The organism is Streptomyces sp. DSM 15324, from assembly GCF_001514285.1.
GTDB lineage: Bacteria > Actinomycetota > Actinomycetes > Streptomycetales > Streptomycetaceae > Streptomyces.
In genome coordinates, this window is record NZ_KQ949030.1 from 382,112 (window position 1) to 395,980 (window position 13,869).

The 13,869-nt window shown below is 70.7% G+C and carries 11 protein-coding genes and 1 pseudogene; 3 read left to right on the forward strand and 9 right to left on the reverse strand.

All coding sequences use genetic code 11. From position 1 onward, the window contains the following. Positions 1–163 precede the first annotated feature (163 nt). Positions 164–1,636, reverse strand: a complete 1,473-nt coding sequence (gene tcuA / locus AQJ58_RS25800) for an FAD-dependent tricarballylate dehydrogenase TcuA (protein WP_067254048.1) — start codon at positions 1,634–1,636, stop codon at positions 164–166. A 184-nt stretch (positions 1,637–1,820) separates the two neighbouring features. Here tcuA and AQJ58_RS25805 point away from each other — a divergent pair, with 184 nt between their 5' ends. Further along, positions 1,821–2,726 carry a LysR family transcriptional regulator gene (locus AQJ58_RS25805; protein WP_067254051.1) on the forward strand — a complete coding sequence of 302 codons (906 nt, stop codon included), beginning with the start codon at positions 1,821–1,823 and terminating at the stop codon, positions 2,724–2,726. Positions 2,727–2,976: 250 nt separating this feature from the next. Here AQJ58_RS25805 and AQJ58_RS25810 read toward each other — a convergent pair whose 3' ends face one another. The 5 genes from AQJ58_RS25810 to AQJ58_RS25830 are packed head-to-tail and all read right to left on the reverse strand — an operon-like array spanning position 2,977 to position 8,993. Then, positions 2,977–3,315, reverse strand: a complete 339-nt coding sequence (locus tag AQJ58_RS25810; RefSeq protein WP_067254052.1) for a DoxX family protein — start codon at positions 3,313–3,315, stop codon at positions 2,977–2,979. Continuing rightward, positions 3,312–5,279: an acetoacetate--CoA ligase gene (locus AQJ58_RS25815; protein WP_067254054.1), complete on the reverse strand. Its 1,968-nt coding sequence runs from the start codon at positions 5,277–5,279 to the stop codon at positions 3,312–3,314. Before AQJ58_RS25815 ends, AQJ58_RS25810 begins: the two co-directional genes overlap by 4 nt. After that, a complete protein-coding gene (locus tag AQJ58_RS25820; RefSeq protein WP_067254057.1) occupies positions 5,276–6,856 on the reverse strand; it encodes a bifunctional 3-(3-hydroxy-phenyl)propionate/3-hydroxycinnamic acid hydroxylase MhpA in 1,581 nt (526 codons plus the stop codon). Before AQJ58_RS25820 ends, AQJ58_RS25815 begins: the two co-directional genes overlap by 4 nt. 19 nt (positions 6,857–6,875) lie before the next feature. After that, the gene (locus AQJ58_RS25825) at positions 6,876–7,814 is read right to left on the reverse strand and encodes a fumarylacetoacetate hydrolase family protein (protein WP_067254059.1); all 939 of its coding nucleotides are present in this window, start codon (positions 7,812–7,814) and stop codon (positions 6,876–6,878) included. Between the two features lie 36 nt (positions 7,815–7,850). Continuing rightward, positions 7,851–8,993, reverse strand: coding sequence for a VOC family protein (locus tag AQJ58_RS25830; RefSeq protein WP_067254062.1), 1,143 nt, complete (start codon positions 8,991–8,993; stop codon positions 7,851–7,853). A 135-nt stretch (positions 8,994–9,128) separates the two neighbouring features. Here AQJ58_RS25830 and AQJ58_RS25835 point away from each other — a divergent pair, with 135 nt between their 5' ends. Next, positions 9,129–9,764, forward strand: a complete 636-nt coding sequence (locus tag AQJ58_RS25835; RefSeq protein ID WP_199844678.1) for a TetR/AcrR family transcriptional regulator — start codon at positions 9,129–9,131, stop codon at positions 9,762–9,764. Between the two features lie 2 nt (positions 9,765–9,766). Here AQJ58_RS25835 and AQJ58_RS25840 read toward each other — a convergent pair whose 3' ends face one another. Together AQJ58_RS25840 and AQJ58_RS45720 are read right to left on the reverse strand one after the other, a co-directional pair. Continuing rightward, positions 9,767–10,543: an LmeA family phospholipid-binding protein gene (locus AQJ58_RS25840; RefSeq protein WP_067254066.1), complete on the reverse strand. Its 777-nt coding sequence runs from the start codon at positions 10,541–10,543 to the stop codon at positions 9,767–9,769. Between the two features lie 447 nt (positions 10,544–10,990). Then, positions 10,991–11,194 (reverse strand): annotated as a pseudogene (locus AQJ58_RS45720) (TetR/AcrR family transcriptional regulator); the annotation flags it as partial. Between the two features lie 114 nt (positions 11,195–11,308). Between AQJ58_RS45720 and AQJ58_RS25845 the strand changes: the two are divergent. Continuing rightward, positions 11,309–12,922, forward strand: coding sequence for an MFS transporter (locus AQJ58_RS25845; RefSeq protein ID WP_067254069.1), 1,614 nt, complete (start codon positions 11,309–11,311; stop codon positions 12,920–12,922). Positions 12,923–13,207: 285 nt separating this feature from the next. Here the strand turns inward: AQJ58_RS25845 and AQJ58_RS25850 are convergent, their stop codons facing one another. Continuing rightward, positions 13,208–13,834, reverse strand: a complete 627-nt coding sequence (locus AQJ58_RS25850) for a TetR/AcrR family transcriptional regulator (RefSeq protein ID WP_067254071.1) — start codon at positions 13,832–13,834, stop codon at positions 13,208–13,210. Positions 13,835–13,869 lie beyond the last annotated feature (35 nt).

A 13,869-nucleotide genomic window follows, 5' to 3' on the forward strand; every position in this document is an offset into this window, starting at 1 on the left:
AAGCACAACCTGAGCAAGGACGGTTCCCAACCCGGCAGCCGGTCCCATCTGCCGCGGGGCTGCCGGTGCCACACCTCTCCGTCGGCGATCACAATGGCGGGAACCGACCACTCCACGTGACAGTCTTCACACGCGTGTGATCCAACCCGTTGCGGTGTCGCCCTCAACACGTGTCGGCGGCTGCTGAGCGCCCGGCGCGCCTGCCGAGCACCGAACCGGCGGTGAGGCCGGAGCCACCGGGGTAGTTGAACCAGAAGAGCCCGCCGACGAGTTCGCCGGCCGCGTACAGCCCAGGGACGGGGCGACCGCTCAGGTCCAGCACGCGCGCGTCGGCGTCGATCCGCAGCCCGCCGAAGGTGAAGGTGATGCCGCAGGTCACCGGGAAGGCGACGTACGGAGGAGTGGTCAGCGGCTGGGCCCAGTTGGACTTGGGAGGAGTGATGCCCTCGGTCCGGCAGCCGTCCTTGACCGTCGGGTCGAAGCGACCGGGGACAACGGCGGCGTTGAACCGCTCAACCGTCTCCGCCAGCCGGCCCTCGTCCATGCCGAGTTGCTTGGCCAGGCCCTCCACGGTGGCGGACTCCACCCTGGTGATGCCCGCCGAGGCGTACTCCTCGGGGCGCAGCAGCGGCGCGGACGTCGCGTCGAAGAGCTGGTAGGCGACGCCTGCCGGTTGCTTGAGGATCTCGGCACCGTACTTGGCGTAGGTGTAGTTGCGGAAGTCCGCTCCCTCGTCGACGAACCGGCGGCCCTCGGTGTTGACTACGATGCCGAACGGGTAGCCGCCGCGAGTGAGTTGGTTGGTCAGCTCCCGGTCGCCGGTCGCTCGTGCCTGGCTGTCCCAGGCCACCGCGTGGCAGCCGCTCCAGTGGCCGTAGGGTTGCGCGCCGGCCGCCAGGGCCATGCGGATGCCGTCGCCGGTGTTGTACGGGGTTCCGCGCACCAGGGCCAGGTCCCAGCCCGCGCCCAGGTAGGCGGCCCGCATCTGCGGGTTGGCCTCGAAGCCGCCGCTGGTGAGTACCACGCCGTCGGCCTGGATGCGCTGCCCGTCGGCGAGCATCACGCCGCGGACGGAGCCGTCGGGTCCGGTGGCCAGGCCGCTGACGGGGCTGTCGAAGCGGATGTCGATGCCGCTGCGATCGGCGGCGGCAAGGTGCTGGTCGATCATTCCTTTGCCCCCGCCGACCACGCCGACGGCCAGTCCGCCCCAGAACCGGTAGCGCCCGTCCACCTGGTAAGCCTGGCGGTGGAACATGAGCTCGAATCGCAGGCCGAGGCTGCGCAGCCAGGTCATCGTCTCGCGGGATTCACCGACCAGGATCCCGGCGAGTTCGGGGTCGGTCCTTCCCTGGGTTACCCGGGACAGGTCGGCGAGGAAGTCGTCGTCGGTGTAGGGGGCGAGGTCGACGCGTCCTGCGCGGTCCGCGGGAAGCGGCTCGACCAGCGAGGTGAGGTCGGTGAGCCCGCCGTGGCTGGTGCGCATCGCCCCGGCTGTGAAGTAGGAGTTGCCTCCGGCCCATGGGCGGGGGGCCTTCTCCAGCAGCAGCACCCGTGCTCCCTGCTGTCGGGCGGACTGAGCCGCGCTGAAGCCGGCGTTCCCGCCGCCGACCACGACGACGTCCCACTGCTCGCTCATGTGTACTCCCATGGGTTCGGGGCTGCGTACGCGACCGCAGCGTGGATGTCTTTCACCAGGGCCTGGTGAGCGGGGCGAAGGCTGCGCGGCCCGCCTGCAGGTCAACACGACGATGCGCCAGCAGTGCCATCAGTACAATCGAAAGAAATTGAGGGTGCTTTCATGAATACTTAAGGCGGTGAGGATGAGCTTCGACGTACGCCGCATGCTGGTGCTGGCCGAGGTGGCTCGCCGGGGCTCCATCACGGCGGCCTCGATCGCCCTGAGCTATACGCCCTCGGCGGTGTCCCAGCAGATCAGCAGGCTGGAAGCGGAGGCCGGGCAGCCGCTGATCGTGCGGCACCCCCGGGGCGTCACGCTCACCGAGGCCGGCCGCACTCTGGTCGAGCATGCTGCACGGATCGATCGCCAGTTGCGGGCCGCACGCCGATCCCTCGATGACATCGCGGGCCTGCACAGCGGGACCTTGCACATCGGTACCTTCCCCACCATCGCCGCATCCCTGCTGCCCCGCGTCGTGCGCGCCTTTCGCACCCGGTACCCGCAGGTTGAGCTGGCCGTGCACAGCGCCCGCAACGCCGGCCTGATGGACATCCTGGAGAGCCGGGAGATCGAGCTGTCCTTGATGTGGGACTACCCGTGGCGGCGCCTGGACGAGACCAACCTCGATGTCATCCATCTGCTGGACGACCACACCTGCCTGGTCGTCGCCACCAGCCACCCGCTCGCCGCCCGGCACTCCGCCGGTTTTGATGAGCTGGCCGAGGAGAACTGGATCGTCCGGGGCGATCACCCGGTCGCCGAGCTGCTCACCCGTAGCTGCCGTGCCGCCGGCTTCGAGCCGAAGATCGCCTACCGGGCACACGACTACCAGGAGGCCCAGGCCATGGCGGCGGTCGGCCTGGGCATCACGCTCGCCCCCAGGTTCGCCCTGGCCGGCCTGCGGGATGACGTCACCACCATCGATCTGGGCCCCGCGGCCCCGGTTCGCCGCATCCTGCTCACCCGGCTGCGCGACAATCCACCGACACCGTCAGCCAAGGCCATCGCGGAACTGTTCATCGAGACGGCCGGGACGCTGTGTTCATAGACAGGCGTCCCCGGTGTGACTGCCGGCGATCGCCGCCGTCCCGCGGGGCGTGCCCAGGCCCCGTGGCCGCCGAGCTGCGCGAGCGGACGCAGGAGCGGCCGCAGGCGTCGCCGTTGAGACCGGAATGCCCTCCAGCGCCGGGCGGGGACCAGCGTCTCGCAGGCCCCGGACACCGGCGCGGGCCACCTCGGCCCCCAGGGGGAAAGGGGAGGCCGGTGTGCGATGGTGACCCGCTCGCACGGGACACCCGTCAGCCGATGGCCGCCGCCGCGTGCGTCACAGCGATGAGGGCCAGTACGGCGGCCGGGACGGCCCGGACCGGCGGGTCGCCGTGGCGCAGGTGGACCACTGCCGCCGCGGCCATCAGCAGGGCGAGGCCTGTCGCGGCGGCCACGCCCAGCGGCATCCAGGTCAGCCCCGTCAGCAGACCGGCAACCCCGGCCACCTCCAGCGCGCCGACGACGCGATAGAGCCGTACCGACATGCCGAGATGGGCCGCCGCCTGGCGCATGAACGGCGCCGCGGCCAGCTTCGCCAGCCCCAGCGGAAGGAAGACCAGGGACAGGGCGACGGCGAGCACGGTGGTCATGAGGCGGACCTGCCCTTACGGCGCTCCTTGCCCAACCGGGCGTAGTGGTCGATGAGTTCGGGGCTGTCCACAGTGGCCGGATTGACGACCTGCTCCACTGCGGCGCCCTGGAGCAGTCGCTTGATCGGGACCTCCAGCTTCTTGCCGGTGCGGGTGTGCGGGATGCCCGGCACTTCGAGGATCTCGTCGGGTACGTGGCGGGGTGAGGCGCCGGTGCGGACGGCGTCGCAGATCTTGTCGCGCAGGGTGTCGTCCAGGGTCACCCCGGCCGCCGGGACCACGAACAGCGGCATCCAGTAGCCGCCGTCCGGCTCCTCCGCGCCGATGACCAGGGCCTCGGCGATCTCGGGGAGACGTTCGACGACGTCATGGATGTCGGCGCTGCCGAGCCGTACACCGTTGCGGTTGAGCGTCGAGTCGGATCGGCCGTGGATGATCACCGAGCCGTGCCCCGTGACCGTGATCCAGTCGCCGTGTCGCCACACTCCGGGGTATGCCGAGAAGTAGGCGTCGCGGTAGCGGGTGCCCTCCGGGTCGTTCCAGAAGTACAGCGGCATCGAGGGCATGGGGCGGGTGACGACCAGTTCGCCGACCTGGTCGATGACGGGGAAGCCCTCGGCGTCGTACGCAGCCAGCGCCACGCCCAGGTGTGGCGCGGACAACTCCCCCGCCCAGACCGGAGTGTTGGGGGCGCTGCCCGCGAAGCCGGAGACTATGTCGGTGCCGCCGCTGATGGAGGCCAGGAGAATGTGGTCGCCGACGTGCTCGCGGACCCAGGGGTAGGCGGAGGCGGGCAGGGCCGAGCCCGTGCAGCCGACGACGCGGATCGAGGAGAGGTCGTAGACGGACGGGTCGATGCCGAACTTGGCCATGCCCAGCAGGTATTGGGGGCTGGTGCCGAAGACGGTGACCCGGTGGCGGGCGGCCAGTTCCCATAGGCGGTCGGGCTTGGCGAAGGGGGCCGGGCTGCCGTCGTAGGTGCAGGTAGTGGCGCCGGTGAGGAGGGTGGAGGCGACCAGGTTCCACATCATCCAGTGGGTGGTGGTGAACCAGAGGAGACGGTCGCCGGGCCCCAAGTCCGAGTGCAGCCCCAGGGTTTTGAGATGCTCCAGGAGCACGCCGCCGTGGCCGTGGACGATGCCCTTGGGCAGGCCGGTGGTGCCGGAGGAGAACACGACCCACAGCGGATGGTCGAACGGGACCGGTACACGGGCGAGTGCCTCGGTACGGGTGGCGGCATCCTCCCAGGGGACCACCAGCGACGGGTACGCCTGCGACGACCAGGGCAGGCCCATGTGGTCCACCAGCAGGGTCGCCTTCAAGGTGGGGAGGGCGTGGGCGAGTTCGAGGACGGCTTCGCGGCGGTCGTGGGTGGTGCCGTTGAACAGGTAGCCGTCGGCGGCGATCAGCACGGTGGGTTCGAGCTGGGCGAAGCGGTCGGCGGCGGCCTTGGGGGCGTAGTCCTGACCGCACACCGACCACACGGCGCCCAGGCTCGCGGCGGCGAGGAACGTGACGATGGCGTGCGGGGTGTTGGGCAGATAGCCGACGACCCGGTCGCCCTTGCCGACGCCGAGCTCGCGCAGGGTGGCGGCCACGGACGCCACCAGGGCACGCAGCCGGGCGCCGGTCACCTCGTATCCGGCACCGGTCTCGTCGAGGGCAGTGATCGCCACGTCGTCGTCGGCCAGGTTACGCAGGGCATGGTGGGCGTAATTGAGGGTGGCGCCGGGGAACCAGCGGGCGCCCGGCATCCGCTCCTCGGCCAGCACCTGCTCGTAGGGGGTGTCGGCGTCGATGTCGAAGTACTCCCACACCGCGCCCCAGAAGCCCTCCAGGTCGGTGACCGACCAGCGGTGCAGGGCGGCGTAGTCGTCGGGAGCGATGCCCTGACGCCGGGCGAAGTCCGCGATGCGACTGGCGGCCGCCGTCTCCGGATCGGGTGTGAAGAAGGGCGTGCTCATCGCGTCGTACTCCTCAACAGGCTTTTCGGGGCCGTCCGTTCGGAAGGGACAGGGCTTCGTGTGGTGTGCAGGAGGGTTGCCCAGGCGGCGGTCGACGTGAAGTCGCGGCCGCCTGCCGGGACGATGTCCATGACGACCCGGTCGGGCCTCAGCAGAACCGCGTCTGCGCGTCCGGCACGCAGCCAGGCGGCGAGGGTGCCGTCGTCGCCGAGGTCGGCCACCGGGACGGCGGAAACGCCGAGACTGTGGGCAAGCGCGGTCAGGGAAGGGCCGGGCTCGGTGGCGGTCAGTACGGCGAAGGAGTCGCCGAGCGCCTCGTCGAGCCGGGTGTGCCGTCCACCGACGCTCACCCATGGCTGGGGGCAGTGTGTGCCCGCCAGGCGTCGGCGGACCCCGCGCCGCACGAGCGGTCCGGCGGTCAGGGGCGGGCTGAGGTCGCGGCCGGCCAGCTCGGTCAGGCCGGGTATGCGGCAGGCCGCGGCAAGCGCTCGGCGGCGGATCGCGGCGGCGCGGTCCTGGCCGCCGGTCATGGCCCAGCCCATGGCGACCGCGAGGCGGACCACATGCCGTGCATGCGGCCTGCGTTCGCCCTCGTAGGTGTCCAACAGCCGTTCGTCGCCGCCCTGCTGGAGGACACGGGCGAGTTTCCAGGTGAGGTTGTAGGCGTCCCGGAGCCCCGAGCACAGGCCCTGTCCGATGAACGGCGGGGTGAGGTGGGCGGCGTCGCCGAGCAGGAAGACCCGTCCGCTGCGCCAGCGGTCGGCGACGCGGGCCCGGAAGGTGTACTGCGTCTCGCGGACCACCTCGAAGTCCCCGTCGTACGAGGGTGTCAGCCACGGGGCGACCAGCTCGCGGACCGTCTCTTGTCCCTCCCCGAGCCGGAACTCCCAGCGGTAGCGGTTCTCGCTCACGCGCATGAAGGTGGCAGGCCGGGCCGGGTCGCAGATCTGGTCGACGCCTTCCCAGCAGCGGACGGCGCCCGTCGTGTCGACGTCGATGACCTTCCAGCTTTCCTCGAAGCGCAGGTCCTCCCAGGCGCCGCCGATGGCTTCGCGGGTGCGGCTGCCCGCGCCGTCGCAGCCGAGGACCGCGTCGGCCCACAGCTCGTGATAGCCGGTGTCGTCGCGGTAGGTGACACGGACAGGGCCGGTGGAGGCCGGACCGACGCCGGTGACCTCCACGCCACCGCGCAGTTCGCACTCGGGGCGCCGGGCCAGGGCGTCTCGCAGTACGCGTTCCAGCTCGGGTTGGTCGAACATGCTGGTCTGCGGATAGCCGTGGTGGCCGTGCTCGGTGCGCCGGAACTCGGCCATCACCCGGTGCCGGGCGTCCAGCAGCCGCAGCCCCTTCGCCGGGCGGGCGATCGCGGTGAACTCCTCACCGACGCCCGCAGCCTGAAGGATGCGGTGGATCTCGTCGTCGGCTGCGACGGCGCGCGGCAACGGGTAGACGTCCCGGTGGCGTTCGAGGACGACACTGCGGACTCCGCGCCGGGCCAGGAGAAGGGCGGCGGTCACACCCACCGGCCCGGCCCCGACGATCACGACGGGCACACGTGCGGCTTCATCGACGGTCATGTGCGGCTCACCTCGGGTATCAGTTCGCGGCCGCGACGGGCGTGCGCTGCTCGCCGAGGTCGATACGGCCGTCGGGGGTCGCGATCGTCGCCGTGATCACGTCGCCCGGGTTCAGGTAGTGCGGGTTCCTCGCCTGGCTCTTGAAGAAGGCCTTCCATTTCACGGCGGGCGGCAGCAGCGCGCCGATCTTCTCGACGGCCTTCGGCGGGGCCTTCAGGGCCGTGCCGCCGGGGGTGCCGGTGAGCAGCAGGTCGCCGGCGTCCAGGGTCTGGAAACGGGCCAGCAGGGTGAGCGCCTGGGCCGGGCGGACGATCATGTCGGCGAGGGTGCGGTCCTGGCGCAGCTCGCCGTTGACACTCAACTTCAGCCGCAGGTCCAGGAGATGGGCGAAGTCCTCCGGCTCCAGCAACGACAGGTACGGACCGGTCGGCGTGAAGGTGGGGTACGACTTGCTCTCGTAGAACTGCGTCTTGGTCAGCTGCACCTCACGGGCGCTGACATCGTTGGTGATCACCAGTCCGGCGACGTACGACGGCAGGTCCCGCTCCTCGACCACGGTGCCGACGGGCAGGGGCGCGCCCATGACGAGCCCGAGTTCGATCTCGTAGTCGAGGAACTTCACGTGGGAGGGGCGGACGACGGCGTCGCCGGGGCCGCTGACCGAGCCGGACGCCTTGCGGAAGAACGCGGGCGGGATGTCGCCCTTGAAACCCGAATCTCGGGCATGGCTGCGGTAGTTGACCATCTGGGCGACCACCCGGCAGGGGGTGGTGACCGGCGAGAGGGCGGCCAGGTCGGCGACGGGTGTGCCCGCCTCACCTGAGAGGGCCGCCTCTCGGACGACGTCGCGGTCGGCGAGCAGTTCGGCGGTGGTGGCGGCCTTGGTGTCGACCGGGACGGCGCGTTCGCCGAGGACGACCCACCAGCCGTCAGCGGTGCGCAGGACATTGGTGCTCATGTCAGTGCCTTTGTGAGGGGGATTCGCTTGCGGGGGTCAGGAGTTGGCGGCCTTGAGCAGGCCGAACAGTCGTGCCGGGTCCATCTCGTTGTCGCCGCGCAGGGCCTCGATGACATCGCGGACCCGCTGCGGGGAGGGGCTCGCGCCGAGGAAGTCGCGGGTGGCCGGCGGGCCCCACTGGGCGAGGCCGCTGGTCGACATCGGCGCCCAGCCGGGTTCCACGTCGCAGGAGAACAGGTCGCCGTCGGCGAAGTGCTCCAGCATGAAGTGGTCGGGGTCGCGCCAGTAGTCGAAGAGCTGGCTGCCCTGGATGTGCCGGCCGATGCCCCAACTGCGCTTGTATCCGCGCTCCTTGAGGTATTCCCCGCCGGCGGCGATGGAGTCGAGGTCGGTGACCTGGTAGGCGGAGTGGACGTACCCCGTCCCCGGCCCCAGGTGCATCGCGAGGGTGTGGTGGTCGGCCGGCACACCGCCCAGGTCGCAGCGGATGAACGCCATCGTCGGCCCGCGCCCGCGCTGCCCGTCCAGGAACAGGAAGTCGGACACGATCATCCCGAGGGTGTCCAGGTACCAGTCCAGGGCCCGGCCGAACACCCGCGTCTCCAGCACCACGTGGCCGAGCCGCTGGATGCGGGACGGCTCGCGCGGCGGCCGCTGGGTGGCGTTGGTGCGACGGTGATCCGTGCCGGAATTGAGGAGCAGCGGTTGCTGTTCCGGCAGTGCGGGGAGCCGTTCGCCGCACTGCACGACTCGGACCGGGAAGCCGGACGGGTCGAGCAGGTCGACCACCTTGCCGCCGCCGGGCACGTCGGAGTCCCGTACGGACGATCCGGTGGCGCGGGCCAGCCGGTCGAGATCGCCCCGCTCGGCGGCGCGAAACGCGGGACCGATGAAGCGGGACGTGCGGCCGCGCCGGATCACCATGCAGGGCGAGCCAGCGAAGGTGCCCCGCAGCCACAGCTCGCTCGCGGTGCGGGCGGCGACGCCGAAGCCGAAGTCGCGGGCGAAGACCTCCGCACGGTCCAGGTCGGGCTTCTCGAACTCCAGCCAGGCCAGGTCCGCCACCTTGATCACGGGATTCCGGGAGCGGCCGGGGTGTTCGCCGCGCAGGGCGCCCTGCTCACTGTGGAGGTCCTGGTGGGCCGTGATGACGTCCCCGTCGACGTGTGTTTCAGACATCGTGCCCTCCGAGCAACATTGCCGTAATGAGGAAATCATCAACTGTGACAGTTCTGTCGTCAAGACGTCCGCCGCAGGAAATGATGAATCCATCAGGACTGCGATCCCTATCGTCCCGACGGGTAGGCTTTGCGCATGTCTACGTCAGCCCTGCCCAGCAACCGGTTCGAGCGACGTCGCGCAGAGACCCGTGGGGCTCTTGTGCGAGCGGCCCGGCAGATACTCGCCGAGAGCGGCGACACCAGCGCGAGCATCCAGGCGATCGCCGAGCGCGCGGACGTGGGCTTCGGCTCCTTCTACAACCACTTCGACTCCAAGGCGGAGTTGTTCGAGACGGCAGTGGTCGACGCCCTCGAGGAGTTCGGGCAGGCTTTCGACGAGCGCCTGAAGGGGATCGACGACCCGGCGGAGCTGCTCGCGGCCGGCTTCCGGCTCAGTGCCCGCATGGCCGACTCCCACCCGGAGCTGATGCAGGTCCTGCGCCGCCGCGGCCTCGGGCACATCCACTCGGACAACGGACTGGCCCGACGCGCCCTGCGTGATCTCCAGGTCGGCATCGCCTCCGGCCGCTTCACGACCCTCGACCCCGTGGTCGCCCTGTCCGCGCTGGGCGGCACCCTGCTGTCCCTGGTGGAGCTGCGGTTCGCCCGCCCCGAGGTGGACGGCGACGAGGCCGCGGTCAACCTCGCCGAGATGGTCCTACGGATGCTGGGCCTGCCCGCGGACGACGCCCACGAGGTCGCCCGACGCCCCTTGCCTGACGCCGCCTGACCTCACGCGGACGACGAGTCCGGGCGGAACGTGACCGAGCGGCCTGTGAAGCGGGCGTCGATTCCGTCCTCGGTGGTGGTGACCGACCTCAGCCGGAGCCCTCCGGGCACGTTCTGCAGTGGTATGGGCTCGTCCAGGGCCTTGTCGAGCAGTGTTGTCAGCGGAGGGAGCACTTCACCCCGCTCCGCGCGTACGTCCGTGAAGGCGATGCGGTTGCCGCCGGCCGCCGAGACGGCCGCGCTCACGGTCACGTCGCCGACGAGCGGCAGACTCGCGGTCGCGTCGACCCGGCCGGGCTCGTCCCCCTGGGACACCTGCACGCCGAGCGCGCTCGACACGTCCGCGGACGACAGGAACGCGGTCGCCGTGACGCCGTCCGCGTGAGCCTCGTCGGCGCTCCCCGAGGTCTTCAGCCCGTCCATCCCGACCGTCAGCCTCGTCACCGGGAGCGGCCGGGTGGTGCCGTCGGCCGGAATGTCGTGGGCGGTCAAGTCGACATGGTCCAGGCTGCCCGCAGCCAGTTGGTTCAGTACAGGAAAACCCCTGACGTGCACCGACGGCCGATCGGCGGTTCCCATGCCGTCCTGGAACGCCTTGGCCGTACGGCTCTCCGCGCGAGCTGCGGCGATCCGGTCGGCCGAGAGTCCGCCGACCAGCAGGGCCAGCAGGGACGCGGCGGCGATGATCAGGCGCCGTCCGGTCCGGGTCGGGGGGCTCACGTACACGGCGCCGTCGCCGTCGCCGGAGCGGGGCTCCTCGTCGCGGTGGGACTGATACATCGTTCTCCTCTTCAAGTGGTGCTTGGAAATACGCCCACGCGGCGTCGCCCTCGGGCCGGACAAGCATGGGGCGCAGGCCGCAGCGCTGTCTCCGGCCACGCCCATCGCGATCAGGGCGGCGGCCGCGGCGCCGGTGCCGTCATCGCTCCGGACCCCGCTGTTCACGCAGTCGAGAAGCCCTAGCAGGTGCCCCTCCAGCGCCCGGGTCAGGACGACCGGGGGGGACGCCGACCTGGAAGGCGCCGTGCCGTTGCCCCCGGCCGGTGATCGCCTCCGCCATGTCCCGCGCGGGGGCCAGGACTTCGGTGAACCGATCGGCCCCGAGGTCCTGGAGAGCGAGGCGGAGCAGGATGCGGTAGCGATCTCCGACGGGCCAGACACCAGCCCCTCCACCAGTGCGGCCCGGCCGTTGAAGTGGCCATGGACCGTGCGGCGCACCACCCCTGCGGCCTCGGCGATGTCACCGAGGCCGCTGTCGGGGTCGCGGCCGAGTTCCTGCCGGGCCGCTTCGAGGATGCGGGCGCGCGCGAGCAGGGTTCGGCTGTGTTCCGAGGCGGCTGTCACGGGTGCGTGGATCATGTCGGACCTCCGATTGACGGGGAGGGCGACTCGATAGTTGCACATCAGCGAGCAACAAACTAGTCTGCACATCAGCGGGCAATTAGCTGCCCCTCACGTCGGGCCCCTCTTGGCCGCGCCCGCACCGCTTCCGTCGATTCCGCACCCCCGAAGCCTCCGCTTCCCCTCCTGCCGAGGAGCCTGATCATGCCGCTCTCTCCGAACACACCCGTCGAGAAGATGACGGAGCCCTACCACCGGCGCTGGTGGGCCCTGCTGGTCCTGTGCCTGAGCCTGCTGATCGTCGTCATGGCGAACACATCACTGATCGTGGCCGCCCCCGACATGACCAAGGACCTGGGGCTGAGCAGCAGTGACCTGCAGTGGGTCATCGACGGCTACACCGTCCCCTACGCCGCCCTGATGCTCGTGCTGGGCGCGATCGGCGACAAGTACAGCCGCCGCGGTGCCCTCGTCCTCGGCCTGCTGATCTTCGCCGGAGGTGCGGTGATGGGCGGCCTGGTCGACGAGACGAACCTGGTCATCACAGCCCGCGCGATCATGGGTGTCGGTGCCGCCGTCGTCATGCCGGCCACACTGTCGCTGCTGGTCGCGATGTTCCCTCGCGCCGAGCGCGCCAAGGCGATCACCGCCTGGTCCGCGACCTCCGGTCTCGCCATCGCCGCCGGTCCGCTGGCCGCCGGCTGGCTGTTGGAGAACCACGCCTGGGGCTCCACGTTCCTGATGAACGTCCCCATCGCCGTCCTCGGCGTCGTCGGCGCGCTGCTGCTCGTGCCGCCGTCGAAGGCGGAGGGCATGGGCCGCATCGACTACGTCGGCGGTCTGCTGTCGATCGTGTCGGTCGGCTCCCTGGTCTACGCGACCATCGAGGGCCCGCACTTCGGCTGGGGCGCCGGCCCGATCACCGCGGCCGTCGTTGCCGGCGTGGGCCTGCTGGCCTTCGTGGCCTGGGAGTTGAAGCACCCCAACCCCATGCTGGACGTGCGCAAGTTCACCGAGCGTCCCTTCAGCGGCTCGATGATGGCTGTGCTGTTCTTCTTCTTCGGCACCTTCGGTTCGATCTACTACTCCACCCAGTTCCTGCAGTTCGTCCTCGGCTACAACGCCCTGGAGACCGGCATCCGCCTGCTGCCGCTGGCCGGATCCGTGTTCGTCGGCGCCGCCGTCACCGGCAAGCTGGCTCCGAAGCTCGGCGTGAAGCTGGTGGTCGGCACCGGCATGGCGATCGGCACCGTGGGCGTCTTCCTACTCAGCCGCATCGACTCCGGCTCCACCTACACCGACTTCGTGACCCCGCTGCTGCTGCTCGGCTTCGCCATCGGCCTGAGCCTGTCCCCGGCCACCGACACCATCATGGGCTCCTTCCCCGAGTCGGAGCTGGGCGTCGGCGGCGGCGCCAACGACACCGCCCTGGAACTCGGCGCCTCGCTGGGCATCGCCATCCTCGGCTCGCTGCTCGCCACGTCGTACAAGGACAAGCTGACCGACCTGGTGGGCGGCCACCTCCCGGCCGAGGCCATGGACACCGCCAAGGACTCCGTCGGCGGCGGCATCGCGGTCGCCGAACAGGTCGCCAAGAACCCCCAGGGCGGCGCCCAGCAGGCCCACACCCTGCTGGGAGCGGTCCACGAGTCCTTCGCTCACGCCATCGCCCACACCAGCGTCATCGGCGGCATCATCATGGCCGCCGGAACCCTGATCGTCATCGCCGTCCTGCCCGGCCGCAAGCACACCGCCGAGCACGGTGAGGAAGATGCGGCGCCGGCTACCGAGGAGCAGACCGCGACCGTGGGCGCCTGAGCCCCGTACACCGGAGGCCGGAACCCCGATTCCGGCCTCCTCCACCCCCAGGACGGGCTGTGCCTGAGCGGCGCACAGCCCCGGGACGGTGCCGGGAGGGGACACCCGGCACCGTCCCCTTTTTTGCTGTCCGTCCCGGGTGGCCGGGGTGGCGTTCAGCGGACCCACGGGCCTGCGGCTCATCCTGAAGATAGTTGCACATTCAGGGGTAACTAAAGAAGCGGAGGCGGACAGGGAAAGTCCCCGGTGCATCGCACCGGGGTCACTCGAACTGTGGGGGCGACCTCACCCCTCGGCGGCGGCCACCTCGTCGACGACGATCCGCGCACGCTTCTCCGGCACACCGGCCGCGATGAGCGTGGTGACGGCCACCCGGGTGCCGTCGTCCTCCAGCGCCCCGGTGTTGACCTCTTCCAGCAGGGCGACCGTCATCGCTTCAAGACCGGCGCTCAGCACCGAGGCCGGTAGGTGGGAGTGGAAGACACCGTCCCGCTGTCCCTGCTCCACGATGGCCGTGGCTCTGACCCGGGCGGGCTCCAGGATCCCGGCGACCCGGTCCGTGCCGAGGTCCCGTCGGGCCAGCGCCAGGAGCATCCGGTAGCGATCGCCCACGGGCCACAGCGACAGCGTGAAGTGTGCGAGCGCCCGATCGGCGGGTACCGTTGTGCCCGCTCCGATCGCAACGGCGGCCTGGAGCGTCTCCGCGGCCTCCTCGGCCAGCGCGTCCAGCAGTGCCGTCCGCCCGGGGAAGTGCCCGAACAGAGTGCGCCGTACAACGCCAGCGGCGCGGGCGAGTTCCTCCTGGGTGATGTCGGGGTTCCGGCCGAGCTCCTGGCGGGCGGTGGCGAGGATGCGGGCCCGGTTGGACCGGGCGTTGCGTCGCTGGGGCACACGGCCGACGGGCTGGGACACGAGGGGAACCTCGAAGTAGCCAGGAGAATGGACTT

What these genes read in the sequence shown, in the direction of transcription:
- tcuA (WP_067254048.1), bottom strand. Translation starts at nt 1,636, where the DNA reads ATGAGCGAGCAGTGGGACGTCGTCGTGGTCGGCGGCGGGAACGCCGGC.
- AQJ58_RS25805 (WP_067254051.1), top strand. Translation starts at nt 1,821, where the DNA reads ATGAGCTTCGACGTACGCCGCATGCTGGTGCTGGCCGAGGTGGCTCGC.
- AQJ58_RS25810 (WP_067254052.1), bottom strand. Translation starts at nt 3,315, where the DNA reads ATGACCACCGTGCTCGCCGTCGCCCTGTCCCTGGTCTTCCTTCCGCTG.
- AQJ58_RS25815 (WP_067254054.1), bottom strand. Translation starts at nt 5,279, where the DNA reads ATGAGCACGCCCTTCTTCACACCCGATCCGGAGACGGCGGCCGCCAGT.
- AQJ58_RS25820 (WP_067254057.1), bottom strand. Translation starts at nt 6,856, where the DNA reads ATGACCGTCGATGAAGCCGCACGTGTGCCCGTCGTGATCGTCGGGGCC.
- AQJ58_RS25825 (WP_067254059.1), bottom strand. Translation starts at nt 7,814, where the DNA reads ATGAGCACCAATGTCCTGCGCACCGCTGACGGCTGGTGGGTCGTCCTC.
- AQJ58_RS25830 (WP_067254062.1), bottom strand. Translation starts at nt 8,993, where the DNA reads ATGTCTGAAACACACGTCGACGGGGACGTCATCACGGCCCACCAGGAC.
- AQJ58_RS25835 (WP_199844678.1), top strand. Translation starts at nt 9,129, where the DNA reads ATGTCTACGTCAGCCCTGCCCAGCAACCGGTTCGAGCGACGTCGCGCA.
- AQJ58_RS25840 (WP_067254066.1), bottom strand. Translation starts at nt 10,543, where the DNA reads ATGTATCAGTCCCACCGCGACGAGGAGCCCCGCTCCGGCGACGGCGAC.
- AQJ58_RS25845 (WP_067254069.1), top strand. Translation starts at nt 11,309, where the DNA reads ATGCCGCTCTCTCCGAACACACCCGTCGAGAAGATGACGGAGCCCTAC.